20 protein-coding genes, 1 tRNA gene and 2 pseudogenes are annotated in these 26,996 nt (G+C 66.0%); 12 read left to right on the plus strand and 11 right to left on the minus strand.

What is annotated here, in order from left to right; translation table 11 throughout:
* Positions 1-597, plus strand: a pseudogene (locus BN972_RS29425) (PE family protein); the annotation flags it as partial.
* 21 nt (positions 598-618) lie between these two features.
* Here the strand turns inward: BN972_RS29425 and BN972_RS00700 are convergent.
* Positions 619-1,719 carry a ferritin-like domain-containing protein gene (locus BN972_RS00700; protein WP_036351692.1) on the minus strand — a complete coding sequence of 367 codons (1,101 nt, stop codon included), beginning with the start codon at positions 1,717-1,719 and terminating at the stop codon, positions 619-621.
* 165 nt (positions 1,720-1,884) lie between these two features.
* Here BN972_RS00700 and BN972_RS00705 point away from each other — a divergent pair, with 165 nt between their 5' ends.
* Both BN972_RS00705 and BN972_RS00710 read left to right on the plus strand, forming a co-directional pair.
* Positions 1,885-2,811, plus strand: a complete 927-nt coding sequence (locus BN972_RS00705; RefSeq protein ID WP_036351694.1) for a LysR family transcriptional regulator — start codon at positions 1,885-1,887, stop codon at positions 2,809-2,811.
* A gap of 195 nt (positions 2,812-3,006) precedes the next feature.
* Positions 3,007-5,286 (plus strand): putative bifunctional diguanylate cyclase/phosphodiesterase, encoded by a 2,280-nt coding sequence (locus BN972_RS00710; protein WP_036351697.1) that lies wholly within the window; start codon positions 3,007-3,009, stop codon positions 5,284-5,286.
* 27 nt (positions 5,287-5,313) lie between these two features.
* Here the strand turns inward: BN972_RS00710 and BN972_RS00715 are convergent, their stop codons facing one another.
* The 3 genes and pseudogenes from BN972_RS00715 to BN972_RS00725 all read right to left on the minus strand — a co-directional run bounded on the left by BN972_RS00715 (position 5,314) and on the right by BN972_RS00725 (position 9,701).
* Positions 5,314-6,657, minus strand: a complete 1,344-nt coding sequence (locus tag BN972_RS00715) for a lipase family protein (protein ID WP_036351700.1) — start codon at positions 6,655-6,657, stop codon at positions 5,314-5,316.
* 382 nt (positions 6,658-7,039) lie between these two features.
* Positions 7,040-7,906 (minus strand): annotated as a pseudogene (locus tag BN972_RS00720) (PE family protein); the annotation flags it as partial.
* A gap of 442 nt (positions 7,907-8,348) precedes the next feature.
* On the minus strand, positions 8,349-9,701 hold the full coding sequence (locus BN972_RS00725; RefSeq protein WP_235192339.1) for an adenylate/guanylate cyclase domain-containing protein: 1,353 nt from the start codon (positions 9,699-9,701) through the stop codon (positions 8,349-8,351).
* Positions 9,702-9,828: 127 nt separating this feature from the next.
* Between BN972_RS00725 and BN972_RS00730 the strand changes: the two genes are divergently transcribed.
* Positions 9,829-10,314 (plus strand): DUF456 domain-containing protein, encoded by a 486-nt coding sequence (locus BN972_RS00730; RefSeq protein WP_036351702.1) that lies wholly within the window; start codon positions 9,829-9,831, stop codon positions 10,312-10,314.
* Positions 10,315-10,578: 264 nt separating this feature from the next.
* Here BN972_RS00730 and BN972_RS00735 read toward each other — a convergent pair whose 3' ends face one another.
* From BN972_RS00735 to BN972_RS00745, 3 genes are all read right to left on the minus strand, one after another.
* Positions 10,579-14,037, minus strand: a complete 3,459-nt coding sequence (locus BN972_RS00735; protein ID WP_142277106.1) for a metallopeptidase domain-containing protein — start codon at positions 14,035-14,037, stop codon at positions 10,579-10,581.
* A 204-nt stretch (positions 14,038-14,241) separates the two neighbouring features.
* Positions 14,242-14,601, minus strand: a complete 360-nt coding sequence (locus BN972_RS00740) for a DUF2599 domain-containing protein (RefSeq protein ID WP_051545225.1) — start codon at positions 14,599-14,601, stop codon at positions 14,242-14,244.
* A gap of 312 nt (positions 14,602-14,913) precedes the next feature.
* Positions 14,914-14,984 (minus strand) — tRNA-Gly (locus BN972_RS00745).
* A 523-nt stretch (positions 14,985-15,507) separates the two neighbouring features.
* Between BN972_RS00745 and BN972_RS00750 the strand changes: the two genes are divergently transcribed.
* The 5 genes from BN972_RS00750 (at position 15,508) to BN972_RS00770 (ending at position 21,480) form a co-directional block, all read left to right on the plus strand.
* A complete protein-coding gene (locus BN972_RS00750; RefSeq protein WP_036351707.1) occupies positions 15,508-16,161 on the plus strand; it encodes a hypothetical protein in 654 nt (217 codons plus the stop codon).
* 36 nt (positions 16,162-16,197) lie between these two features.
* Entirely contained in the window at positions 16,198-16,770 is a 573-nt protein-coding gene (dcd, locus tag BN972_RS00755; protein ID WP_036351710.1) for a dCTP deaminase, read from the plus strand.
* Between the two features lie 70 nt (positions 16,771-16,840).
* Positions 16,841-18,457, plus strand: a complete 1,617-nt coding sequence (locus BN972_RS29430; RefSeq protein WP_036351714.1) for a DUF7159 family protein — start codon at positions 16,841-16,843, stop codon at positions 18,455-18,457.
* Positions 18,458-18,659: 202 nt separating this feature from the next.
* Positions 18,660-20,075: a DUF7159 family protein gene (locus BN972_RS00765; RefSeq protein WP_051544929.1), complete on the plus strand. Its 1,416-nt coding sequence runs from the start codon at positions 18,660-18,662 to the stop codon at positions 20,073-20,075.
* A 73-nt stretch (positions 20,076-20,148) separates the two neighbouring features.
* Positions 20,149-21,480: a UDP-glucose dehydrogenase family protein gene (locus BN972_RS00770; RefSeq protein WP_036351717.1), complete on the plus strand. Its 1,332-nt coding sequence runs from the start codon at positions 20,149-20,151 to the stop codon at positions 21,478-21,480.
* Here BN972_RS00770 and BN972_RS00775 read toward each other — a convergent pair.
* Genes BN972_RS00775 through BN972_RS00790 form a run of 4 tightly spaced genes read right to left on the minus strand, consistent with a single transcriptional unit; the run spans position 21,470 to position 24,952 of the window.
* A complete protein-coding gene (locus BN972_RS00775) occupies positions 21,470-23,245 on the minus strand; it encodes an N-acyl-D-amino-acid deacylase family protein (protein ID WP_036356161.1) in 1,776 nt (591 codons plus the stop codon). The two genes, BN972_RS00770 and BN972_RS00775, sit on opposite strands and share 11 nt — an antisense overlap.
* A gap of 55 nt (positions 23,246-23,300) precedes the next feature.
* Positions 23,301-23,912 (minus strand): TetR/AcrR family transcriptional regulator, encoded by a 612-nt coding sequence (locus BN972_RS00780; RefSeq protein ID WP_036351719.1) that lies wholly within the window; start codon positions 23,910-23,912, stop codon positions 23,301-23,303.
* Positions 23,913-23,954: 42 nt separating this feature from the next.
* Entirely contained in the window at positions 23,955-24,407 is a 453-nt protein-coding gene (locus BN972_RS00785) for a PaaI family thioesterase (RefSeq protein ID WP_036351721.1), read from the minus strand.
* Between the two features lie 44 nt (positions 24,408-24,451).
* Entirely contained in the window at positions 24,452-24,952 is a 501-nt protein-coding gene (locus tag BN972_RS00790; RefSeq protein ID WP_036351723.1) for a winged helix-turn-helix transcriptional regulator, read from the minus strand.
* Positions 24,953-25,044: 92 nt separating this feature from the next.
* On the opposite strand from BN972_RS00790, the gene BN972_RS00795 reads away from it, so the two are divergent.
* Genes BN972_RS00795 through BN972_RS00805 form a run of 3 tightly spaced genes read left to right on the plus strand, consistent with a single transcriptional unit; the run spans position 25,045 to position 26,986 of the window.
* Positions 25,045-25,746, plus strand: coding sequence for an SDR family oxidoreductase (locus BN972_RS00795; protein WP_036351725.1), 702 nt, complete (start codon positions 25,045-25,047; stop codon positions 25,744-25,746).
* 36 nt (positions 25,747-25,782) lie between these two features.
* Complete coding sequence (locus BN972_RS00800; protein ID WP_036351729.1) at positions 25,783-26,208, plus strand: tautomerase family protein; 426 nt, start codon at positions 25,783-25,785, stop codon at positions 26,206-26,208.
* Positions 26,209-26,230: 22 nt separating this feature from the next.
* Positions 26,231-26,986 (plus strand): maleylpyruvate isomerase family mycothiol-dependent enzyme, encoded by a 756-nt coding sequence (locus BN972_RS00805; RefSeq protein WP_036351732.1) that lies wholly within the window; start codon positions 26,231-26,233, stop codon positions 26,984-26,986.
* Positions 26,987-26,996: the final 10 nt, after the last annotated feature.

The raw sequence follows: 26,996 nt of genomic DNA on the forward strand, positions 1-26,996 counted from the left end.
GCCGGGGGCATTGCAGGCATGTTCTTTGGCGATGGCGGGGACGGCGGCTCCGGGGGCGGCGGCGGCTCGATTGCTGGGAACGGTGGGGCCGGCGGCGCGGCCGGCATGTTCGCCGGGGCCGGCGGTAATGGTGGCGCGGGCGGCACCTCCGGAGCCATCGGTGGAAAGGGTGGGGCCGGCGGTCGCGCCGGCATGCTCTTCGGCTCCGGCGGCAGCGGTGGGGGCGGCGGTGCCGCGTCTAATGCCGCGATTGGCGGCGACGGCGGGGCCGGCGGCAGTGCCGGCCTGCTCGTCGGCGATGGCGGGGCCGGCGGCGCCGGAGGAATCAGCGCCATTATTGGCGGAAATGGTGGGGCCGGCGGCACCGCCGGGCTGATCGGTAACGGCGGTCAAGGCGGCGACGGCGGTATCAACACCACCGTCAACGCGTCCGGTGCCGGCGGCAATGGCGGTCGGGGCGGCAACGCCGTGCTGTTCGGCGACGGTGGCAACGGCGGCAACGGCGGGTTCGCCGTGACCCCGGGCAAGGCCGGGAAAGCCGGCGTAGGCGGCACCGGTGGGCAGGTGGTCGGCTCGGACGGGCTGCCCGGGCTCTGACGCCCAGGTAGTACCTAGTACCTAGCTCGCGCCCGCGGCGATCACCTGGTCCACTTCGAGTGCCCGGTCAGCCATCTCAGCATGAGCCTTATCCAGGGCCTCGGCCTGGTCCTCATCAGCCTTCATCAGCGCCTCGATGTTGGAGCCGGCCAAGTCGAGCACACCCATGTCGGAGAAGGCCTTTTGCACTTTGTCACCCCACAGACCGATGTCTTTGACGATCGGCACGATGCGGCTGAACAGGTGCGAGCGGAACTGGATCATCAGCGGGGACGTGTCGACCCAGGCGGCACACTCTTTCACGTTCAATCCGAGGGTTTCGAAGACCTCTTCGCCGCGGAACCGGTCGCGCATCAGATAGCAGGCGTCCACGACGAACTCTTCCCGCTCGTCCCGCTCTGCCTCGGTCAGGGCCGAGTAGTAGTCCTTCAGCGAGATGCGGCCGAAGGCGACGTGCCGGGCCTCGTCCTGCATCACGTAGGCCAGCACCTGCTTGGCCAACGAGTCCGGCGCCGCCATGTCACGCAGCACGCCGAAGGCTGCGAGCGCGAGTCCCTCGATAAGGACCTGCATGCCGAGATATGGCATGTCCCAACGCGAATCGCGCAGAGTGTCGTCCAGCAGCGCGGTCAGGTGCTTGTTGATCGGGTAGACCATGCCGATCTTCTCCTGCAGGAAGCGCGAGAACGCCTCGACGTGCCGGGCCTCGTCCATCGTCTGAGTGGCCGCGTAGAACTTCGCATCCAGATCCGGCACCACCTCGACGATCTTGGCCGCGCACACCATCGCCCCCTGCTCGCCGTGTAGGAACTGCGAGAACTGCGAGGCTTGCGAATGCTGTCGCATCTCGGCGCGCCGTGCCTCGTCGGCGGCCTCCCACACCGGGCTGCCGAACAGCGGATGGAACTCGTCGGGTAATCCGACCGGGTTCAGCGGGTCGACGTCCTGGCTCCAGTCGATACGTGACTGGGCATCCCACTGCTTGTCCTTTCCCTTTTGATACAGGGAAAGCAGGCGGGCGCGGCCGTCGTCGTACTCCCAGGTGAAGCGCGAGTCGCCGGCACTGGGCACCTCCCACGAATACGGGTCTGGGACGTCCGTGTACTTGTCTTTCGTGGTCATGAGGTGCCGCCTTTCTACCTGATGTGACTAGCGGTCATATGACGTGTATCACACTGCGCCGCCCGCCGTGGCGGCGTCAAGCCCGGGTCTTTCCGACAGGTCCCTACCAGCGCGTCGTGCCTGTCTTTCGGCTCGACCAGCGGGTTTCAAAGGCTACGATCAGGCGTGGCCCTGAGCGCCCGAATGCCGGAACTATCCGCGCTTGAGGTGTTGTCTGCGATTGCCAAGGCGGGCAGCTTGAATGCGGCCAGCCGGCAAGTGGGGATCAGTCAGCAGGCCGTTTCGGCGCGGCTGACTTCGATCGAGTCGCAGGTCGGCCTGCGCCTGGTGACACGGACCACCCGCGGCGCCCAGCTGACCCCGGCGGGTGAGGTCGTCGTCGAATGGGCGGACCAGGTGCTCGATGTCGCGCAGCGCGTCGATGCCGGGCTGGCGTCCCTGCGTGCCGAGCGCCGTAGCGAGCTCAAGCTGGCCGCTAGCCAAACGGTCGCCGAGCATCTGCTGCCACGGTGGCTGGTATCGCTGCAAGCGGCGGCGCAGCGCCACGGTGCCTCGGCACCCGCGGTCAGTTTGGTAACGACCGACAGTCACGGAGCGATCGCCGCTGTGCGCGACGGGCGGGTAGAGCTCGGCTTCATCGAGATACGCGGCGCGTTTCCCGGACTGCGTAGCCGCGTCATCGGCCGCGACGAACTCGTCGTTGTCGTGCCGCCCGACCACAAGTGGGTGCGGCGTTCGGCGGCGGTCACAGTGGCCGAGCTTCGCCGAACCCCGTTGGTATCGCGCAAATCGGGTTGGCAGCTCTTGCTGGGGATCGAGGATCCCCTAGCCGGGGATGAGCCGGCGCCTGCAGCCCATCCGCTCGAATTCGCTTCTGCCGCAGCGGTGCGCGCGGCCGTGCTGGCCGGCGCAGGGCCGGCGGTGATGAGCCGGGCCGCCGTCAGCGATGACCTGCTGCACGGGCGCCTGCGCGCCGTTCCAGTCGCAGGTCTGGACTTGCGACGCGACATACGGGCGATCTGGCTGGGTGCGCGCACGCCGCCGGCAGGAGCGGCCCGGGAAATGCTCAATCACATCGCGATCACTCGCTGAACGACGCGGCGGATCGGCGAGGTCCGAGGCTCAGCCGCCGTTGTTGAGATAGATGAGCAGTCGGCAACACCTGTGGCAAATCGTTTTGTTGGGTATCGGCGCGGACCTTTGATGCCATTCGTGCGGCCAGTTGGCTACCGTCATCCCGGGGACACTCGTCAACGAGCAACGGATCAGTCGCGAGGGGAGGCGTTGGTGTCGGCCGAACGATCTCGAGCCCGCCTGTACATCTTCGTCGTCGTGACGCTGTTGGTAGTCATCAACTCGCTTGCCTTGTGGGGAGAACGGGCAGCTCATCGCGGAGAGACGTTTCTCCAACTGGGCACCGGGCTCGCGGCGGTCTGCTGTGGCCTGGTCATCGCGCGGCGGGTGAGCGGCATGTCGCGGTGGTGGCGGCTGATTTACACGTTGGGGGTGGGGTTGTGGCTGTTCGGGCAGACGCTGTGGTGGCTGGGTGACAACAGGGCCGATCATGTCGCCACTGCCCCTGGAGTTGCCGCCCATCTTTCGTTGCCGGTGCTCGCCCTCGCAGGGGTGATTCTGCTGGTGCACTCCGGCGGCAGTGTGTTCGGACGCAACGGGTTGTTGTGGCGTCCGCCGGTCCCCAGTGTCATCGACGGGGTGGTGGCGGGCCTGTCGTTTCTGGTCCTGGCAACCATGGGCGGGTTCGGCGCCGGATCGTCACTTTCGCTGCCCCGGTCGGGCATCCCCGCCGTCGAGATGGTGTTCGCGTCGGCCGAAGTGGTGCTCGTGGCCGCCGTTGTTTTGATCGCCATGGTCTACGACCAGGACCGGCCATATCGGGTGAACTACCTGCTGCTGGCCGGTGGACTCGTGCTCATGGCGACCTCGGACAGAGTTGTCGCCTACCTCCGCTCGGTCGGCGCCGAGGGCGGCGACCTGTGGGGCGCCATCGGATTGATCCTGGGCCCAGTGATGGTCGCGTTTGCGATGCTGGAATATCCGACCCCGGCGGACGCCGACGACCCCCGCCGCGGCACTGACTGGGCGCGGTTGCTTCTGCCGTACGTCGGGTTTCTCGGGATCGCGATGCTTTTTGCGTACCACGTGCTCGCCGGTAAGTGGTTAGACGCGTTCGCGGTCTGTGTAACGGTGGTCATGGTGCTGCTCGTGACGATCCGCCAGGTGATCGCGACGCGTGCCCAGTGGCTGCTCAGTCAGCGCTTGTATGTGGTGCAGCGGCGCCTCGCGCACCAGGTACAACACGACGCGCTGACGGGGCTGCCCAATCGGCTCAGATTCGCCCGTCGGCTCGACGAGGCGATGCGTGACGGCGGCTTCGTGTTGATCTTCATCGACCTCGATGACTTCAAGGAGATCAACGACCGGTTCGGGCACGCCGCCGGGGACGAACTGCTCTGCGCGGTGGGCGAGCGACTCAAGCGATGCGTCGCCGACAACGACACCCTGGCCCGGATCGGCGGCGACGAGTTCGCGATCTTGATCCACGAAGACGTGGAGGAGCTCGAGACGGTGAGTGACCGGCTGCGAGTGGCGCTTCGGGATCCCTTCCCGCTGCAAGGCTCCTCGGTGCGCGTGCGGGCCAGCCTCGGCGTGGTGCGACCGGATATCGAGGACGGGCCACAGACCTCCGACGACCTGCTGCGGCAAGCCGACATCTCGATGTACGCGGGTAAACGGCTCGGTAAGGACACCGCGGTGATCTATCAACCGCTGACCGGTATTCGCGCCGACTTCCCGACGGCGCTGCGTAAGGCGGGCGGCGGGGTGCCCGCCGGATTCGGCCTGGCTTACCAGCCCATCGTGCGGGTTCCGGAGGGAACGTTGCAGGCCGTGGAGGCCCTGGCCAGGTGGACCGCACCCAACGGCATGCAGATTGCTCCCGAGACGTTCGTCATGGCCGCCGAAGCCGCAGGGTTGGGCGCAGCACTGGATGCGATGGTGCTGGACCTGGCGTGTCGTGAAGTTCAGGCCGCCGGATTGGACGTCGACATCCACGTCAACATCGGTGCGGCGCGCCTGGGGAACACCGGGTTCGTCGAGCACGTCAAGAGGTCGCTGGAGCGGCATCGGATCGCGCCGGCCCGGCTCGTCGTGGAAATCACCGAGACTGTTCCGATCGTCGACCTCGCCGACGCGGCAGCCCAAATCACCCGGCTCCATGCAATCGGCGTCAGGGTCGCTCTCGACGATTTCGGTGCTGGCTACAACTCGCTGACCTACCTGCACGCGCTGCCGGTGCACATTGTCAAGCTGGACCGCAGCCTGGCGGTCGGTGCCGACCCGGTGCACGACTTAGCCCTCTATCGGTCGGTCATCGGGCTCTGCGGCGAGCTGGGCTTCTCCGTAGTCGCCGAAGGCATCGAATCGATGTTGCAGCTGGACATTGTCCGGGCCGCCGGATGCCACCTTGCCCAGGGCCATCTGTTCGGACGGCCGGCTCCGATTTATGAGCTCGCCCGGGCGAAGGAGTGGCAGCGGCCGGCGGTGTGACTGGTCGTATTCACTCGAGCCGGCTGGTTACCCGGCATCCGTCGTCGAGAGCGGTTGGCGTTCAATCGAGCGGCCCAGGACGACCTTGGCCGTGATGATGCCCAACTTGGCCATGCCCAAGTACGTCGAGGGATTGAACAACGTCGGCCACACGGTACGAGTCTTGTGTTCGTCGACCGGCCGGTCGGTGAAACGATCGCGCAGCCACCTCAGCGTCATGGGCGCCGACAAGGGATGCAGCAGCAGATGGCCGCAGAACCTGTCGCGGTGATAGGTGACCGCTGCGCCGATGCGTTCGTACTCGGCTACCAGTGCATCGACGTCGTCCACGCTGATGATTCCGTCGTGCACCGCCTGTATGACCAGCACGGGAGGCTTGGGCCTGGACTTGCCGAGCTTGGTCTCGTCGAAGATGTGACGCACTTCGGGTAGATCCCACAGCTCGTCGGCCGTCACGTCGACGTAGGACCCGATGTCGACGTTGCGAAACTGCCATACCGCTTGGGCGGTCGTCATTGTCTGTAACTTGTCGAGCAATGCCTTGCCCTCGTCGGTCGCGTGCTCGTCGACAACCTGCTGCGCGCCGGGGAAAACCTGCGTCAGTGCCGAGATCATCAGTGCGGCGAGACCGGCGAAGAAGCTGCGGTTGAGGCGGCGCGCCACACTTCCCGGGTCGGCGACGGGTGAGCCTAGAACGGCGCCAACAATATTGAGCTCCGGTGCGTATCGCTCGCAGAGTTCGGCCGCCCACGCCGACGCCAAGCCGCCCCCGGAATACCCCCACAGGCCTACCGGTGCGGCAGGCGACAGGTTCACGCGTTCGCAGCGCATTGCGGCCCGCAGCCCGTCCAGTATCCGGTAGCCAGGCTCGACGGGAGAGCCCCACATTCCGTGGCAGCCTTCGTGGTCGGGTACGCAAACCGCCCAGCCTTCGGCCAGCGCCGCGGTGACCAGCAAGTACTCGGCTTGGACGAACGCACCGATCGGTCGCGAGCCGCGCCGCATGGCAAAGGAGGGAAAACAGCGTGATGCCACGGCGTCGATCGCGCACTGATACGAGAGCACCGGAAATGGTACGTCCGCCTTTCGCTGCGCCGGGACGATCACCGTCGTCACCGCGACTTCCGGTTCTTCGTGCAGATTCGTGGTGCGGTAGAGCAGCTGAGTGGCTTTCACACGCTGGCTGATGACACCGAGAAATCCGATCTCGACGTCACGGGAGCGCAGCACCGTGCCGGGTTCCGTGTCCTCATAGCCAGGCGGCGCTTGGTAAAAGGGGTCGTCATCGGGCGGGATCGGGCGCTCGCCGCGGCGCAGCTCGTCGTGCGGCGGGCTCGCGGCCTCGACTGTCGTGGCGGAATAACTGTCCATCGGTGTGTCGACCCCTTGGCGTGTCCATGACGGCTGGGACGTCGCCGCCTGCCATATCCATTACCCGCGGTACCGGGTTTCAACCGTGTCATGGTCTCCGCGAATCCGGGAGATCGAAGCTCTACAACAATCCGTTGGCCCCCGCGTTGCCTGCCGGGCCCGCGGTCCCGGCGAGAGGGGACGACGAGAAGAGCGAGACATTACCGCTGGTGTTGCCGGACGAGAATGTGACCGCTACGGGGACCGTTCCCCCGGTGGACAGGCTCGCACCCGCCGGACTGATCGTTGCGATAGCGCCACCGGAGCTGTTCACGAAGGCGACGTTAGCGCTACCGGGAGAGTTGTTGAGGACCGTGAAGCTCGAACTGACGGTTAGGCTCACCGTTCCGGACGGGCTGCCAGTCCCGCCTTGCCCGCCGGCCCCGCCCTGACCGTGTAGCCATCCGCCGCGTCCGCCGTCACCGCCGCTTCCGCCGTTCAGTACGAGGGGTGTGGTCTGGCCGGGGGACAGGGTCGCACTGTTAGGTCCGCTGTTGCCGCCGTGCCCACCGCTCCCGCCGGCGCCCCATAGGCCCGCAGCTCCACCGGCTCCGCCGGTGCCACCGGTAAACGCGGTTGCGCCGCCGGCCCGCGAGGCCGCCCCGCCGTCACCGCCGCCGCCGCCGTTTCCGTACAGGTATCCGCCGGTGCCGCCGGCTCCGCCCGCTGCGCCGGTCCCGCCGGCGCCGCCGAGACCGCCGTTGCCGATCAAACCCGCGGCACCCCCGGCACCGCCGGCTACTCCGGGGTTGCCGGTTTGCGAAAATCCGTTGCCGCCGTTGCCAATTAACAAGCCGCCGGCCCCGCCGTTGGGGTTGGCCGCCGTCCCGTTGGCGCCGTCACCGACGAGCGGACGCCCTAGGAGAAAATTGGTGGGGGCGTTGATCGCCGCCAAAATGTTCTGCTCCAGGGTCTGGAGCAGCGAGCTGTTGGCCGCCTCGGCGGCCGCGTACGCGCTGCCCGCCCCACTCAACGCCTGCACGAATTGCTCGTGTAACACCGCGGCCCGGTTGCTGAGCACTTGGTAGTCGCGCGCGTGGCCCGCAAACCACGACGAGATGGCTGCCGATATCTCGTCTTCGGCAGCGGGCAGCAATGCGGTGATCGGATTCCGCGCTGCGGCGTTCGCCGCGGTGATCTGAGCGCCGATGTTAGAGAGGTCCCTCGCCGCCGATGCCAAGAAGTCGGGAGCCGCCGCCAAATACGACATCCGTTGCCTCCCGTAGCGCCGCCGACACATCGCTACCTAGGTGATATGCCAAATGAACCCGAAGAACGCTCACCCTACGCGGGATTCCATTGTTGCTTCAGCGTTCAGCCGAATAATTTCACTGGTCGATATTGACCGTTGCGGAAATTTTCCAGGCCTGCTAGCGAAAGCTGGAACGACGACAGCCGACTCGGATGAACTGCCCGTGTCGCTTTGAGAAGCTCCGACGCAGCACATGACCGCGCCGCGAACGTGGGGCAACCAAAGAAGGGTTCTGAAATTATTTCGCGCCAAAATGATGGCGGGCAAGCACACTTCAAGCAGTGGCAGGCGTCGCTGCGGGCGTCCGAATAGTTGAACGTTTGAATATGGTTTTCAACGGCGCGGGATTTCTGCCTAGTGCGGCCGTCCCGCCTTGTACGGACGTGATAGCGCAACGGAATTAGCCGCTTGTCGATGTGGTGACTCGGAAAATCTCGGTCTCCTCAGGGAGGCCCTTGAGTTGTCGCATCCCTAGACTGTCGAAGCGCAGGTCCGAACCGGCGGACAGGTCGCGCACGGTCCTGCTGCTGAGCACTTCACCTGCAGCAGCGAGGGATCCGATACGCGCACCCGTGTGCACAGCCATACCGCTCCACTCCTCGCCGCGTCGTTCGCACTCGCCGATATGGATACCGACCCTGATGCGGATGCCGCGCGTGGCAAGGGCGGGGACCATTTCCAACGCGCAGCGAGCGGCCTTGGTCGGCCCATCGAAGAGCGCGAAGACCCCGTCGCCGGTGTGCTTCGCCTGCTGACCGCCGTACTTTTCCAACAGGCAGTCGACAACGTTGTCGTGGGTATCAAGCTGGTGACGCCAGTGAGCATCACCGGTAGCAGTGAGTTGTTCAGTGGAGCCGACGATGTCGGTGAACATCATGGTTTTCAGGAGGCGTTCGTCGGCCGGGACATCTGGCTTGTCGGTGACGAACCGGAGCAACTCTTCGGCTAGCTGGTGAATGATGTCCCATCCGTTATGGCCACCTTGCGGTAGTTCGTGAAACTGCGCGTCTGGGATGGCCGCTGCAAGCGCGGCGCTGGACTCAATCGGTACAACTTTGTCGCCTCGACGTGCAAGGACCAAGGTCGGAGCACGAACCATACTCAGGACAGCGCGGACATCCACTTCCATCGTGGCGCGCCACCAGAGTTGTGCCATGGAGGGACTCATCATCGCCCGCTGGTGTCTGCCGAAGAGTTCGCGCACACCTGGAGATTCAGCGGCCGCACCGTGAAACAGCTCGATCAGTGCGCCCTCACCCCAGTGGTTGTCGATGTCGTTCAGCTGTGCCGCGATTTCGGCTGATGTGAAGCCCCATGGGAAGTCGGGCAGGTCTTGCGAAAATCGGGCTGCAGTCCCGTAGAGCGCTAGTGAACGGACGCGGTCGGGATTCATCGCGGTGTACAGGATGGATACCGGGCCGCCTTCGGCCGTTCCGACGAGAGAGGGCCGTTCTTCGCCGATCGCATCAAGTACTGCTTGCAGGTCAGCGACGCGTTCGTCCAGTGACAGCAAGTCTTTTGCAGGGTCTGACAGACCAGTGCCGCGCCGATCCCACATCACGAACCGAATTTCGCGCGAAACCCTCTCGAACAAGGGGGCATACGGTCCGCTTGCTTCGTCGACGGTGTCGACGTTGCCCACGACCCAGCCCGGTGTCCAGACGACGACTGGTCCCGAATCACCGAATATGCGGTAAGCCAAGCGGACGTCGCCGTTGCGGGCGTAGCGCACCGGTCCGTAGCTCACGTCCATATCGTGGCAGCTATGAGTGCAGAAGGCGCTGACTTACTGAAATGTTCGCGTCCCGGCAACGATCAGCGCCTGCGGGCATGGGTCCGTAGGTATCAACCCTGGCGGCGGCCACCAGTACGTTGAGAACATGAGTGCTCCCGGCATCGTCCTTGTAGCACTTGCGATCGTCGTCGGGATCATCGGCATCGTGGTGCCGCTATTGCCGGGCACGCTGCTGGTGTTCGGCGCGATCCTGGTGTGGGCCGTCGTCGAGAACAACATCACCGCGTGGGTGACACTCGGCGTGGTGGCCGCGCTGCTCGGTGTGGCGACATTGATCAAATACATCTGGCCCGCGAAGCGTATGAGAGCCGCTGACGTGCGCACGCTGAGTCTGGCAGCGGGCGCGACGGTGGGCATCATTGGTTTCTTCGTAATACCCGTGATTGGCCTGGTGATCGGCTTCGTGCTGGGTGTCTATGTGGCTGAGCTGGCCGCCCGCGGAGACCAGCGGCTGGCATGGACCTCGACGAAGCACGCCGTGAAAGGTGTCGCGTTATCGATGGGTGTCGAGTTGCTGGCCGCACTGCTCGCCACCGCCGTGTGGGTGCTCGGGGTGTACCTAACTCAGTAGCGCCTCGCTCAGAGTGTTGAACCCAGCACCCCGCGAAGCCGCGGTGGCTTGCGCTGGCCGCGTAGACCGAACGCGTCTGCGGTTCGAGCAGGAGCTCGAGATTTCGAGGTGATGGCTCGGTAGCACACACCGTGCGCAACGGGGTAAAGGCGGAGCCACGCGACACATTGCCGCCGGACCTCTTCAAACGTCTTTGTCAATGACGCGTTCTGGCGCGGGCCGCAGAGGATTCCCGCCGGGCTGCACGTCGTGTGCGGCTTCTTGTCATAGCAAAGACTGGGGAGTCGTTACTGCGGTGATGTAAGTGTTGTCGCCCGGGCGCCCCAACGTGAAAGATGTGGGACGGCCATTTCGTAAGTCTTGCAATGTGTTCCGAGGAATCAGTGTGCTCCCGCGACCGTTGCTGATGTGCCCGTGACTGACTGCCACGCGGGCGGGATCATCGTCCGGCCATGCCGCGAGATTGAACTGGCCGGATGGCACCGGTTCCCAGGAGCCGTCGCGGAGGGCTGCCACACGTGCGAAGACCACCTCCTCATCGTGGCCGGCCTCGTCGATGAGTACACGGCGGCCGGTCCGTAATGTCAGTCCACACCCGAACACGCGGCGCGGGGATCCGCACGCGGTGTCCTCCGGCAACAACGACGACACCACAACCAGGTGGTGCTCATGGCTGAGGATCCACTCAAGGTTGCGCTCGAAATCGTCGCCGTGAACCGGGTCTCCGGCCAGGCTCTCGTAGGCAACTGGGATGGCCCTGGTTTCACCCGGCGCCAGGTCCAGCCAGGCGTGACCCAGATAGGCCCGGTACCACGGCGTGTCCTGGTGCACATCGAAAAGGTAAGTCGCCTTGCGGGCCAACGTGTTTGTTGCAGTGGCCGCCGTGCGGAGCCGGTCCGACGGTGACCCGAAGCCGACCGCTGCGGTGCCGAAGTTCGATTGGGCCCAGTTGTCGAAGACGACGATCTCCTCCTGGTCGGGATGCGCCGGATCGTGGTAGCGGTCGATGTCTACCCTTACGCAGAAATGTTGCGCTTCGACATGGTCGTCACCGACCGGCACCGATGCCGGGAGAGGCCACGGCACTTGCAGTGTGGTCCGTCCTCGAGCGGGAACGTTGAAGACCGGTGGGTCGTCGAGGTCGCGCCAGTCGCCGGGTGTCAAGGTCCACGGCAACCACTTCACGTGGATCTGGGTCTGGGTGGCATCGAGTGAGCCCACGTTGTGCACGGTGATCTTGATGATGTTGGTTGCGCCCTTGACGACCACCGGTATCGCCAATCCCAGAGGACCGGTGAGGCTGATGTCCGGGCTCTTGAAATTGCCATTGCCCGGCGCCGGACGCACCAGCAACTGCGGCCGGTGCGCCTCGAGGTATTCGACGACAATTTTCGCCGAGTCGTTGTCCGGCGATCGGATCGAGTCCAGCCGCAAGACGAAGTCGTGCATCCGTTCGGGATTGGTGACATCGCTGTCGGTGTAGTCCTGGCCGTCGGAGTCGAGCACCGGCCCGTCACCATTCGCGTCGCGAGGCAGAGCCAAGATTGGCGGACGGGCCACATCGCCGCCGCGGAATCGGAGATCGGTCCCGGCGATGAGCTCGGTGCTGCCGGGATCGACGGCGGGATCGAGCTCCTGGTCACCGATCTGGCCCGACTGCTCGCGGCGGTATTCGAACAGATAACTCCAATCGTCGCTGATCGGCACCTCGATACCCGCCGACCGTCCCCCTGACGGGCCGCCCGAATCGATGGTTTCGACGGCCTGCAGCACCACATTGCCCCCGGTGGGATTGGCAGTGAAATCGAAGCGGCGCAGCCAGTTTCGGTCGATCCAACCCAGGGCGATCCGGTTGGCGAGCGAGAAGTGCGGCAACTTCTGAGACGAGCCCATAAGATCGACGGCGCCGACGGCCCGCTCGTTCACCTCGGCGGGGAAGTCGCCATGAGCGTCGTACAGGTCGTCCAAACCCAAGTTGTGACCGACCTCATGGCAGAGCGTGCGCGTGACATTGCTGTTCGGTGCGGCGGCCGGGAACGCGTCGGTGACGAACGTGACGGGGCGCTGGAACTGAGTGAACGTGAACGACGTGTCGGGGTTGGTGACCTTGCGCCAGAATTCCACTGACGGGTTGGCGTGACCCCACACGTACTTCGTCGGCAGATCGGGGTTGCCGGCACCCATCGGGATCGGATCGTCGGAGCCCGAACGCACTACGAAAACAAAGGAATCGGCGAGCGATATCTGCGCTGCCCCGCCAGCCATGTCGGCGAAGAATGTACTCACCGCACCGGCCATCTCGATCTTGCCCTGTGGGGTGGACTGCCAGCCGTCGTTGACGCCGCCCTTCTTCTTGAAGACATCACCCCAGCCGCGGTTGACCGAAATTGGACCGAAGACTTGATCGCCGACCAGCTTGACGGTCATGCCATGGGCGTTGGCGACGAAGGCCGACACTTCCTCGTAGTAGTGGCGTAACGACTCGCCATCACCCATCACGCGTTGTTTCCATTCATCGCGTGTGGCGCTTTCGGTGTCGCCGTAGTCCCGGTCCTTCAGGAAGAGCAGGACGACCAGGACACGCCACTCGCGTGGTGTAGGGAAGCGGTAGCCCGCCACCCCGCCGGTACCGCCCCAGTTCATCAGCGTCGCCCCCACGTCACCGGTAAGCGCGATGGGCGGCCCCGAAACGTCGTCGGGCCACAGCGTCGTCACCCGGAAGCGTCGGACTGCGAGGGTGCTGCCGTCGGCCACGCTGATTGCCTCGACGTGGAATTCACCTGTCAAGAAGCCCGCGAGTAACATCACCGACTCGGTGCCATCCGGATTCGGCGGCTCGACGCCGAGCGAAATAGCGCCTGCGCCAACGCCTTCCCGCACCGTATAGGACACGTCGCCGACGGCGAGCCCCGCGGCGGGCAGGTCGACAAGTAATCGCGCGTACCCGGTAACCGCGAGCGGCCCGAGCGGGACAGCGACCGGCACCTGCCCGTCGTCGATGTCCCATTCCACCGCGTGCAGATCCGCGCCGGAGGCGATCAGCACCAACGAACCCCAGCGCGTCAAGCCATCGACTTGTCCGGGAATGGGTTCCGCTGCCGCTTCGGCGCCCTGCCAGTAGGTGAGCGTGTCGTTGCCCGGTAATGCTGGATCCGATCGAGTGGCGAACACGGCCAGCGCACCGGAGGCGGGCGCACTGGTGAAGTGGTCGTACGCTTCGGTGGTGACGGTGTCCACGGCGCCGTCGTCGAGCCCGATCGTCGTCAGCGTTCGGGACCCGTCGGCCAACACCGACAGCACGAGCACGCTGCGCCGGTCGGTATCGACGACCAGGCTTCGCGCTCCGTCCAGGTCGGTGGCGACCACGCTGATGTCGCCGGTCGTCAGGTCGCACTGCAGGAGCTGCGGCAACAACTGGCCGTCGGATGATGTGTCCGAAAGGACAAGCAGCGAAACGGAATTCGGATGTTCGTCGAGACCGAGGACGGGAGCGGGCAGCTGAGCCAGCAGACGCGCGTGCTGGCGGTTTGCCGTATCGCGCGCGACGACGAGGATGGCACCGCTGGACTCGGCGACCGCCAGACGCAGGCCGTCGGTTAGCGACACGACCCCGACTGGGCTGTTGTAACCGGCGCCGAGATTGACGAGTCTGCCGTCGAACAACCGGACGGCGACCACTCGACCGTCAGTGCTCGCTGCGTAAACGCTGTTGCGGGACTCCACGAACCGTAGGCTGTCCGGAACCAGTGCGACGCCAGTTGAAATCGTTCGTCGGTACATTGGCCAATCCCCCTGACGCGATGAGCCGTCCCGCCTTCAATTAGTGAAGCAGGATTTGAGGCTGAAACAAGACCGAGATTGACGCAGCACTCCCGCGGCCCGGTGATCAAGGCGGAATTGCGGCTCTACCTGCAGCCAAAAATCGATTTAGTAAGACTCCTCGTTCCCGCCGGGGTTGCAGCGGGACGCGATCATGGTGATGTCGCCGACCAGTGGCCGCCACGGTTCCAGGTTCCAACTGGTCTTGCCTGGCTTGCCGAACTCGGCAAACCGCCAGTGGTAGGCGAACTGCTCGCGCATCCCCGGAGTGTCGGCTTCGGGAACCAGCCTGAGTACCTCGGCCCACGCTCGACCGGATGCGAAAAGACGTGACAACACTCGACGTCCCGCCGCTGTCGGATACACCCGTAGGCTGGGCCGGCCTCCCGACGAAGCCCATTCGGCGTGGTCGATGTAACCGCCACCGGACCCGGCTTGAACCGGCTGTGCGGCCGTCGCCAACGCCATCACGACAGGGAGCTCGTCCGCATTGTCTACAACCCTCAGCACGCCGAACTCCAGTACGCCCACCAGGCTGCACACGATCGCCGCCAAGCCGATCCACAGCCATTTGACGAACCCATCCCACCGGCGCGGCGCCGCAAAGGGTGGTTCGGTGAGTGTCAGGACGGTCATGAGTCTCTCTGCTGTCGAGTCGAAAAGGTCGATGGCAGAGTTTGGCCAGCAGGGCTTGAGGATTTCTCGGTGTACCGGGCGCTACTTCTTCACCGGAACCGCAGAAGACGCGGCACAGGTGGGCAACTCGGGTGGCCAAATCGGAGCCGATGACGGGAATCGAACCCGCGTATTCAGCTTGGGAAGCTGATGTTCTGCCATTGAACTACATCGGCGCTGTCGCCCAGAAAGGCTAGCACCGGCCGTCCCCGCGGGGAGCGGGAACCTCCCGCGCGTTTCGCGGGTTCGCCGGCCCGATTTCGAGGGTCGAGGCGGTGACGTGATCGAAATAACTGGAGTGCTCCCATGAGCCGCGCTCGGGACCGCCAACTCACGGCCGCGTCGGCACCCGGCGGTCCCCCAATCCCCGTTGCCAATCCGGATTCGACGTTGACGACGCGGCCTGCAGGGCGCCGCCGTCGTCGCCGGCAATGCGGAGTGCGAATCCCACCAAGTCCCAATGTTTTTGGAGCTCATCGCCCGCACTGGCCGCCACCAACCGCCCGACTCCCGCACCGGTCCGGTTTACGCCGTATGGGCTGCTTGTAACGTGGGAATGGCGGGTTGATTGACCGCCTAACGCATGCATAATGACGAATGCGTAATGTGGACAACCATTACCCATTTGCGCAATGACAACGATGAGATTGTCACGTTTACCCTTTCGTTATCATTTTTAACCTCGTATTGTGACCATCCGTGGGCAGGCACGCGTTAGCTAGGAAGAGGCGGAAAGCCCCAGCGGTGCTGGGTGCAGCCATAGCCTCGGGGGCCGTGTTCTTCGCCGTTGGCGGTGACGTCTATTCCGCCGTCGGACGGAGCGACCAGAAGGTGGCCGTCGGTGGCCCTTGGGGCATTGAGCTCGCCACCACGGAGGCGGCACCGCAAATAGACACTTCGCGACTGAAATTCAACCTCGAAGAGGTTGCGCCGGCGTCGCGCTCTCGGGCCGGCCTCGTCGGGATCCGGTCGTTCCCCGTCGGCGTCGCCCCGGAGGCCGGCTTGCAGGTCCGCACCATCCTGGTGGCGCGCGCGATCAGCGCGCTGTTTCCCGAAATCCACCAGATCGGCGGGGTCCGGCCGGACGCGCTCAGATGGCATCCTGACGGCCTCGCGGTCGACGTGATGATTCCCGACCCCAGCTCCGACGCGGGCATCGAACTCGGCAACGCGATCGTCACGTTCGTCATGCAGAACGCGGACCAATTCGGCATCCAGGACGCCATCTGGCGCGGCACTTACTACACGCCCGGCGGCGGTGCCCAATCCGGCGGCTACGGCCACTACGACCACGTCCACGTCACCACCACCGGCGGTGGATACCCGAGCGGCGACGACATCTTCGTGCGCTGACCCAGCGCGTGCCCGTCCGGCAGATACGCTCGTCGGGTGCTGCTCTCCGATCGCGACCTCAGGGCCGAAATCGCCGCGGGCCGGTTGGGCCTCGAACCGTTCGACGACACCCTGGTTCAGCCGTCCAGCATCGACGTCCGACTTGACTCGCTGTTCCGGGTCTTCAACAACACCCGCTACACCCACATCGACCCGGCGAAGCAGCAGGACGAGCTCACCAGCCTGGTCGAGCCCGAACCGGGTGAGCCATTCGTGCTACACCCGGGTGAGTTCGTCCTCGGCTCGACCCTGGAGGTCTGCACCCTGCCCGACGACCTGGCCGGTCGACTCGAAGGCAAGTCGTCGCTCGGCCGGCTGGGGCTGCTGACGCACTCGACGGCCGGCTTCATCGATCCGGGTTTCAACGGTCACATCACGCTGGAACTCTCCAACGTCGCCAACCTGCCGATCACGCTCTGGCCTGGTATGAAGATCGGTCAGTTGTGCATCCTGCGGCTGACCAGCCCGGCCGAGCACCCCTACGGCAGTTCCCGCGCGGGATCGAAGTACCAGGGCCAGCGAGGGCCGACACCGTCGCGCTCGTACCAAAACTTCATACGAATCACCTAGGCGCCGCCCAGCTTCCGGGCGCACAATGGGTTTTGTTCTATGCGGGGGTCGCAGGGCTTTGGGAGGGGTTATGGACGTCGTACTTGGAGTGTCTATGGCACCCAGGGATGTCCGTATCGCTTTGGTCGAGGGTCAAGACGCCGACGGCGTCATCGTCGACGAAGACAGCTTCCGCCTGCCCGGCAACGCACAGCCCACCTCGGCCTCGGACCGGGTGCTCGAAGCGATCCTGGGCACCCGGGAAGGCGCCGCCGACGCCGGCCTGCGGCTGTCGTCCATCGGCGTCTGCTGGACCGATCAGATGCAGGCCGCCGCGCTGCGCGACGCGCTGGCCGCCCGCAAGGTCGAGAACGTCATGTTGGTCTCCGCGTTTCTGGCCTCAGTCGCGATGGCCCAGGCCGTCGGAGAGTCGATCGGCTACCGCCGGACCGGTGTGCTGTTCATCGAGCCCGACAGCGCCACCCTGGCCGTGGTCAATACCGCCGACGGGTCGATGTGCGATGTGTTGCGGCGAACGCTGGACGACGACGACGACACGGCGGTGGCCGAGCTGACCGAGCTGGTGTCGCGTGCCGAGACCATGAATGCCCGGCCTGACGGCCTCTATGTGGTCGGTTCCGGGGTCGACGTGCCGATGATCAAACCAGCGCTGGAGGCGGCCACGTCGCTGACGCTGAACATGCCCGAAGAGCCCGAGATGGCATTGGCCCGCGGCGCGGCGCTGGCATCGGGAAGCGCGCCGCTGTTCGCCTCATCCACCGCGGCGCTGGCATACGCGCAGGATCCCGACGACCGGGCCGCCACCGATCTGGCCTACAGCGCGCTGCCGGACGAGGATGACGGCGATAAGGCCGAGCGGCGCAGGCCGGCGCTCCTGGTGGGCAGTGGTTTGGCGGTGGTGGCCATCGCGGCCGTGGTTGCGCTGGAGGTCGCGCTGGCGATCAACATCCGCCCGACCGTTGCGCTACAGCCCAAACCCAACGAAAACCATTTGGTCGCGCCCGCTGCGCCGCCACCCGCCCCCACCCAGGTCGCCGCGCCGCAGCACAAGATCGACATTCCGGGTCCGGCGGTGCCCCGCGCCGTGCCGCCGCAACTTGCACCAGCGCCCGCGGCGCCCGTCGCGCCCGCCCCAGAACTGCCCGCGCCGCGGCTGCCCGAGCCGGTCGCGGCCCCGCCCGTGGTGCCCATCGTCGTGCCGCCCCTGCAAATCCCCGGCCCCGACTCGCTGCTGCGGCCGCCGGCGATCCAGATCCCGCGCCAACAACCCCAGCTTCCTGCGCCTCAGCTCCCGGTGCCTGCCACGCCACCGCGAGTGGTGAACCCGGTTCCACAGGCGCCGGTGATTCAGGCGCCCAACCCGGGCCGCGGGCCGTTTGGTGGTGGTCGCGGTCCGTTCGGTGGTGGCGGTCCGGCTAATCGCGGTCCGTTCGGCGGTGACGGCGGAAGTCCCGCTGATCGGGGTCCGTTCGGCGGCGGGGGCCCCGGTGGTGGCTTCGGCGGGGGCCACGGTCCGTTCGGCGGTGCCCCCGGTGGTGGCTTCGGCGGGGGCCACGGCCCGTTCGGCGGCGGTGGCGGCCACGGCCCGTTTGGCGGTGGCGGCGGCTTCGGTGGCGGCCACGGTCCCTTCGGCGGTGGCGGTGGCGGCGGCGGTTTCGGTGGCGGCGGGGGCCGCGGCCACAGGTAGCCGCAACGTTGCCGTCGCGCAGTGGCTCATATGAACTATTTACGAAATCGCCTGCGCCGCTTCACTCGTAAGCCTCAGTGAGTTCAATTACACAACAAACTCAAAGGGAATGTGCTCCCAGGGCTGGGTACGTTGTTACTAGCGGGTTGGGGGATCCAAGCATTCGATTGGGGGAGTAGTGGACACCGTCCTTGGTGTGTCAATGGCGCCCTCGGCAGTCCGGATGGTGCTGGTAGAGGGCGAAAACGGCGACGGCGCCCTGGTTGACGAAGAGAAATTCGACGTCGCCGCGGAACCGCAAACAGCCTCGACCGAGGCGGCCGAGCAGGTGATCTCTGCGATCCTGGGCACCCGCGAAGGCGCAGCCGAAGGCGGTTACCAACTGGCCTCCACCGGCGTGACCTGGCACGACCCGAGTCAGGCCGCTGCCCTGCGCGACGCCCTGGCCACCCGCAAGATCGAGAACGTCATGCTGGTCTCGGCGTTCCTCGCCGCAGCCGCGCTGGCCCACTCGGTGGGCAACGAGACAAATTACGCGCAAACGGCCCTGCTGTTCATCGAGCCGGACACCGCGACGCTGGCCGTGGTGGACAGCGCCGACGGGTCGATCGCCGACATCCACCGCCAGCCCCTGGCCGCTGACGACGACGCGGCCGTCGCCCAACTGGCCTCGCTGGTGTCGGAGGCGGAAGCGCTGGAGACGCGCCCGGACGTCGTGTTCGTCGTCGGCTCCGGGGTCGACGTGCCGATGATCAAGCCGGCCCTCGAGGCCGCTACCACGCTGCCCGTCACAGCGCCGGAAGAGCCGGAAACCGCGCTCGCCTGGGGCGCGGCCCTGGCCTCGGCGAACACGCCGTTGCTGTCGTCGTCCACCGCCGCGCAGGCCTGGGCGCAGGATCCCGGCACCGGCGCTCACACACCGCTGGCGCTGGACCCGGTCCACTTCGAAAATGTGGAGTCCGGCCTGGCTTACAGCGCTGTGGACAGCGCGGACATCGCCGATGAGCCGGAGGACCGCAAGCCGTTCGCCCTGCTGGGCACCATCCTGATGTCGATCTTCGTGATCGGGGTGGCCTCGCTCGTCGTCTCGTTGGCGGTCAGCATCCGGCACACCTCCGGTACCCGGCCCGAGCCCGGCCAGGCCATCGTGGCGCCCACCGAACAGGTTCCCAAGGCACCGGCTCCGGCGCCGCAAGCGCCCGCGCCTGTTCCCCAACAGGCCCCCGCGCCGGTACCCGAGCAGGCCCCCGCGCCGGTTCCCGACCAGCCTCCCGTGCAGGTTCCGCAGGCGCCGGTGAACGCGCCGCAAGCGCCGGTAGAGGTCCCGCAGGCGCCCGCGCCGGTGCCAGTGCCGGTAGAGGTCCCGCAGGCGCCGGCACCGGTGCCCGCCGCGCCGGCCCCCGTTCCGGTTCCCGTGCCGGTGCCACTGCCCCCGATCTTCACTCCGCAACTGCCCTCGCTGGACCCGCCCGGAAGGGGAGGTGGCGGCAAGCCGCCTAACATCGGCAAGCCCCCCGGCCCCAAGGGACCCGGCGGCGGCGGTGGCAAGGGCGGCGGTCGCGGGGGTGGCGGCGGTGGCCGGGGCGGCTTCAACATCCCCGGCATCCCCGGCATCTGATTTCGCCGGGTAGCCTTCTGCCGTTCAGCGTCGCGATGCGGTGCGCTCATTGCGGCCACCTACACACGGTGGTATGCGCTGCACCGTCTTTGGTACCGGCTACCTGGGCGCCACCCACGCCGTGGGCATGGCGGAGCTGGGACACGAGGTGGTCGGAGTCGACATCGACCCCGGCAAAGTCGCCAAGCTTGCCGGGGGCGACATTCCCTTCTACGAGCCCGGCCTGCGAAAGCTGTTGACCGCCAACCTCGCTGCGGGACGGTTGCGCTTCACCACCGACTACGACATGGCTGCCGAGTTCGCCGACGTCCATTTCCTCGGTGTCGGCACTCCGCAGAAGAAGGGCGAATATGGCGCCGACCTACGGCATGTGCATGCCGTCATCGACGCTCTGGTGCCCCGGCTGACGAGGCCGTCGGTACTGGTCGGCAAGTCGACGGTTCCGGTCGGCACCGCCGCTGAACTGGCCCGGCGAGCCGCCGCGCTGGCGCCGCCTGGTGTCGACGTCGAGATCGCTTGGAACCCCGAATTCTTGCGGGAGGGTTACGCGGTGCACGACACCCTGAACCCGGACCGCATTGTGCTTGGGGTGCAGGAGGATTCGTTGCGGGCGGAAGCCGCGGTGCGAGAGGTGTACGGCCGGTTGCTGGCCACGGATGTGCCGTTCCTGGTGACCGATCTGCAGACCGCGGAATTGGTCAAGGTCTCCGCGAACGCGTTTCTGGCAACGAAGATTTCGTTCATCAACGCCATCTCCGAAGTGTGCGAGGCAGCCGGAGCCGACGTCAGCGTGCTGGCCGACGCGCTGGGCTACGACCCCCGCATCGGACGCCAATGCCTCAACGCGGGCTTGGGGTTCGGCGGCGGTTGCCTGCCCAAGGACATCCGCGCATTCATGGCCCGGGCCGGCGAGCTGGGCGCCGACCAGGCGCTGACCTTCCTTCGCGAAGTGGACAGCATCAACATGCGACGCCGAACCCGGATGGTCGAACTTGCCAGTGCTGCTTGCGGCGGCTCGCTGCTGGGCGCCAACATCGCGGTGCTCGGCGCGGCATTCAAGCCCGAGTCCGACGATGTACGCGACTCGCCCGCGTTGAACGTGGCGGGTCAATTGCAGCTCAACGGGGCGGCGGTCAACGTGTACGACCCGAAGGCCCTGGACAACGCGAACCGGCTGTTTCCCACCCTGAACTACGCGGTTTCCGTCGAAGAGGCCTGCGAACGCGCCGATGCCGTCCTGGTGCTGACCGAATGGCGCGAGTTCGTTGAGCTCAACCCCGATGCCCTCGCCGACCATGTGCGCGCCAGGGTGATCGTCGATGGACGCAATTGCCTCGATGTGGCGAAGTGGGAGCGCGCGGGTTGGCGCGTGTTCCGGCTTGGTGCCCGACGACCTACACGCTAACCGGGACGGGCACGTTGCGGGGTTGGGCGTCGGCGCGCAGGAACCCGCCGGTGCGCTCGCGTCCGAGGATCTCGGTAGCCCTGCCGTCCCGGAACACTTCGCGCCCGGAGACGAACACCGACTTCACCGTCGCGTCGTTCCGGTTCACCATCCGCGAAAGCCCGTCGTAGACATCGATTTCCGCTTCGTGATAGGAGTCCAGCGACCCGTCGAGGCGATCGGGGTCGATGACCACCAGGTCGGCCCAGTCGCCCACCCGCAGATGGCCGGCGTCGATCCCGTACCAGTCGGCAAGCTCACCGGTCAGCCGGTGTACCGCCTGCTCGACAGACAGGAACGGCCGGCCTTCGTTTGCGGCGTCCCGGACGTGGCGGAGCAGCCGCAGCCCGGAGTTGTAGAACGCCATGTTGCGCAGGTGCGCTCCCGCGTCGGAGAAGCCGATCTGCAGGCCCTTCATCTGGGCCAGCCGACGCAGCATCTGCGGCCGGTGATTGGAAATCGTTGTGCGCCAGCGGATCGCGGTTCCGTGCTCAAGGACCAGGTCGAGGAACGCGTCGACGGGGTGCAGGCCCCCGCGTTCCACTCCGACCTGACCGAACGACTTGCCGACCACCGATTCGTCGGGGCAGGAGACGATCTCTGCGTCGAAGAAGTCCCGGTGCCAGGCGCGGGGACCAAACTTGCTGTCGTAGTCCTTGCGGAATTGCCTGCGGTAGTTCTCGTCCCGTAGCAACTCGTTGCGCTCGACCTCGTCCTTGAGATGTAGCGCCGCCGCTCCGGCGCCGAACTCCTCGAACACCACCAGGTCGATCCCGTCGGCGTACACCTCGAACGGCACGGGTAGATGCTGGAAGCGGAAGTCGCCGCCGAACCGGTTGACGAAGGCCGCGAGCCCGCTGGTCAGCCAGATGGTTCCCGGTGCCGACTTCATGTCGGCCGCGGCCAGCAGGCTGGTTTTCAGCAGCGGCCGACGAATACCGAGCGACTGCAGCGCCTGGGAGACGATGTTCTGCGGGTGGGAGATGTCGGGGCCGGACTGCAGCGCACGGCCGGCTCGACGCAACAGCGTCTTCAGCCGCGTCAACTCCCGGCGCTTGGCATACGTCGAGGGCAGCGTCCGCGACCGGCAGGTGTCACCGTCGATCTTGTCGAAAAGCAGCTGCTGCGAGGACATTCCGATAAACCCGGCATCCAGCGCCTCGGTCAGCATCCGCTCCATGCGGGCCAGCTCGTCCGCGGTGGGCCGGACATCTTTGCGGGTGGCACGGTCCAGGCCCATCACCGCGGTCCGCATGTCAGAGTGGCCGATGAACGCCGTCACGTTCGGTCCGAGTGGCAACGACTCCAACGCCTCGATGTACTCCTGCGCGCTGTTCCACGTCTTGCGCTCACCGACGATGCGCACCACGTGCTCGTGCGGAATGGCCTCCACCCGGCCGAACAGGTCGGCAGCCTCGCCAGCGTCGACGTGCACGGTGGACAGCGAGCACGACCCCATCACGATGGTGGTCACGCCGTGTCGAAGCGACTCCGAGAGCGCGGGCGCCGCCAGCACTTCGGCGTCGTAGTGGGTGTGGATATCGATGATGCCGGGGATCACCCACTTTCCTTCGGCGTCAATGACATTCGGGCAGCCGTCGGTGTCCAGCGGTGTCGGTGACACGGCGGCCACCCGGCCGTCGCGAATGCCGATGTTGCGGATCGCCGAGGGTCCTCCGGTACCGTCGAACCACCTGCCGTTTTCGACCACTGTGTCGAATGTCAATGCCATCACCTCACTTGACTGGACAGCTTACCCAAATTGTCAAACCGCCGATGCATCACACCCGATGGCTGGCGATCTCGGCCATCAGGACCGGCGCCACCCAACGTCGCAGATAGGCGCGCAGCACTTCACCGGTGCGCGGCGGGCGGCCCGGGTCGATCATGAAGGACTGCAGAATTCGCAGCGTGTATTCCGCCAGGTCGTCGAGGTCGGCGTCGGTGAGGCCAAGCGATGCCCAGTCGACGTCCAGACCGGCCAGCAGTCCGTGGCCGAACCTGATCCCCAGCTCTGAGGTCACGCCCGTGGATGCCTTGGCGAAGTTGTGCACCAGCATCAGCTGCACGTGTTTGTCGTCGGGCAACCACTCCAGGGTGAACGCCAGGCTTTCGACGAGCGCGCCCACGGGATCGGTCATGCCGGCCAGGTGCTCGGCCAGCCTGTCCAGGAACCGCATGCTGGATCGAGTGGCGGCAGCCTCGATGAGGGTGTTCGTACCGGGGAAGTAGTTGTAGACGGTCTGCCGCGAAACCCCCAGGCTTCGAGCCACGTCGGCGATCCGCATGTCACCGCCACGCTCATCGATGGCCTGGCTCGCGGCATCGAGGATGCGTTCGATCGCCTCTTCGTCGGTCGCGGGCTTGGCACCGCCCCACCCATGGGTGCGCATGCCAGAGACGTTACGGCCTCTGGGCGGCTCCGGTGAATACGCCTAACGCGCGCGCCACCGCTTCCAGACGGCGTGACCCGTGGCGCGGGTCTTGCCGTCATAAACCAGCTCGGCGTCGCAGACGATCTCGGCCTCCGAGGATTTGACGATGACCGCCTTCAGCTCGATCTCGTTGTCCAGCGGACTGGGGCGCAAATAGCGAACGTCGATGCCGGCGGTCACGAAGGGCAGTAGTGCCCCGGGCGGGGCATCCCAGCCCCGTTCCGCAGCCTCATTCATCACACCGGCGGCGGTGTGGCAGTCCAGCAGCGTGGCGATGATGCCCCCGTTGAGGAAACCCAAACCGTTGTCGTGCTCGGGCCACGGCGCGAACGTCGCCTTGACGTGCCCATCGGCCAGGTAGCTCTTCAGGCGAAGGCCGCGCGGGTTGGCCGGCCCGCACCCGAAGCAGGTCATCGTCGGGAACAGCCGGTCCTGAATGGCTATCGCGTCCACGGTCGAACAGTATCCGCTCGGTGCGTGGCGATGAAGCAAGCAATTCACTGGGCCCGTCGGGCGCGGGTCCGGAAGCCGGGGTTGAACCGGATCTCGATGTCGTCTGGCCCCGACGCGGAGGCATCGGGATCGTCGGTCAGACGCACACGTACCGGCCGGCCCGTGTCGGCGGCCACGAACCGCAGCGGGCCCTGGCCGTTCTGCAGGTGCTTGTCACCCCACTGCATCAACGACAGGAACACCGGCAGCAGGTCCCGGCCCGCCGGGGTCAGCCGATACTCGTCGCGGGCCCGCTTGCCCGGTTCCTGGTAGGGCACCCTGGTGAGAATCCCAGCGGACTCCAGCTGCTTGATCGCCCGCGATACGGCCGGCGCGGAGGTGCCGATGCGCTCGACGAAGTCCTCGAACCGCGTTGTGCCATAGAAGCATTCACGGATGACCAGAAAGGCGGTCTTGGTGCTGAGTAGGTCGAGGACTTTCGCCATGGAGCACCCGTCACCGATCGACCACTGCTGCCGATCGCGCAGCTTGTTCTCGAACTCCATGGCCCACCTCACATGACTAACGCTTGCATTACTCAGCCTACAATGATTGTATCTGACTAACGTAGTCGTTATTCAGGTAAGGGAGCGGTTCGATGGTTGCAGTAGCGAACAAGGTGGTGGTAGTCACGGGTGGCCGGCGCGGGCTGGGTGCGGCCCTGGTCGACGAGGTGCTGGCCCGCGGCGCGCGCAAGGTGTACTCCACGGCCAGGTCCCCGTTCACCGACGAGCGGCCCGAAGTGGTGACCCACCAGCTCGAGGTGGGTTCCGAAGAATCCGTGGCCGCGCTCGCTGAGATCGCCGGCGATGCCGACATCGTGATCAACAACGCCGGCGTCCTGATTCCCGATTCGCTGCTGACCGGCAAATTCGAGTCCATCTCGGAAACCTTTGACACCAACGTCTTTGGGCCGCTGCGCGTGACGCGGGCGTTTGCGCCGATCCTGGCGGCCAACGGTGGCGGCGCGGTGGTCAACGTGCACTCGGTGCTGTCCTGGCTGGCCGGAAGCGGAGCCTACGGCGCGTCCAAGGCCGCGATCTGGTCGGTGACGAACTCGCTGCGGGAGGAACTCGCGGCGCAACACACGCAGGTGGTCGGGGTGCATGCCGGGTTCATCGACACCGACATGGTTTCCGCGCTTCCGCTGCAGAAGGCGACACCGGCCGAGATTGCCAAGCGCATCGTGGACGGCCTGGAGGCCGGCGCCGTCGAGGTGCTCACCGACGACGTGACCATCAACGTCAAGGCCGTCCTGTCTGGGCCCGTGGAGAACCTGAATTTCTCGCTGGCGCAATAGTCGAACTGACAGGAAAAGGACCGGAAAGGAATCGTCATGCCATTGTGGATGATTCACCACACGCCGGGGCTGATCAGCGACGAGGATAAGCGCGAGCTGTCGGCCCGGATCACCGATCACTACGAGAAGGCGGGCTTGCCGCGCTTCTATGTGATCACCATCTTCAATGAGATCCGCCCTGAGGACTTCCATGTCGGCGGCGAGCCCACCCCGGTAGGTCTGCGCGTCGTCATCGACCACATCGCCCGGCGCGCCGCTGACAAAGCCGATCGCCAGCGTATCGCCCGCTGGATCAATTGGCTGATGACACCTTTCGTCGAGGCCCACCCTGACCTGCATTGGGAGTTCCACGTCGACGAAACCAGCGAGGACCTCTGGATGATCAACGGCATTGCCCCGCCACCGGGCGGCTCGGACGCGGAGAAGGCCTGGGCGCAAGCCAACGCCGTATCGGCCTACTGACGCGGCGAGTAGCGTCATCCCGGTGGATTACGCGTCGGCCTATCTGAAGGAAACCCGCGCGTTCGGGGAACTGATCCGCACCGCCGATCAAGCTACGCCGGTACCGACCTGCCCGGGCTGGACCATCGGGCAACTCTTCCGCCATGTCGGTCGAGGCGACCGGTGGGCCGCGCAGATCGTGCGCGACCGGATGGACAGCTTCTTGGACTTCCGCAGCGTCGAGGGCGGCAAGCCACCGCCAGACCTCGACGACGCGATCTCCTGGTTGAACGGCGGCGCGCGGCGACTGGTCGACGCGGTCGAACTGACCGGCGTTGAGACACCGGTGTGGACCTTCCTTGGTCCGCGGCCCGCGAACTGGTGGATCCGCCGTCGACTGCACGAGAACGCGGTGCACCGCGCGGATGCCGCCCTCGCGCTCGGCGCCGACTTCGCCCTCGAACCCGTGGTGGCGGCCGACGGGATCGAGGAGTTCTTGGAGCGCATCGCGATTCGGGCCGGAGCCGATGGCGCGGAGCTGCCGCTCGAGGGCGGCGATACGGTGCATTTGCATGCCACCGATCCGGGCCTGGATTCGGACGGCGAATGGACGATCCGCCTCGATGAGGGCGCAGTCACCTGGGCGCACGAGCATGGCAAGGGCACCGTCGCGCTGCGCGGTCCGGCCACCGAGTTGCTGTTGGCGATGACGCGCCGGGTCCCGCTCGGCGACACCGGTATCGCGTTGTTCGGTGACGAGTCCGTATGGCAAAGATGGTTGGATCGCACGCCTCTTTAGACTTGCAGAC

It is taken from the genome of Mycobacterium asiaticum DSM 44297 (assembly GCF_000613245.1).
Classification (GTDB): Bacteria; Actinomycetota; Actinomycetes; order Mycobacteriales; family Mycobacteriaceae; genus Mycobacterium; species Mycobacterium asiaticum.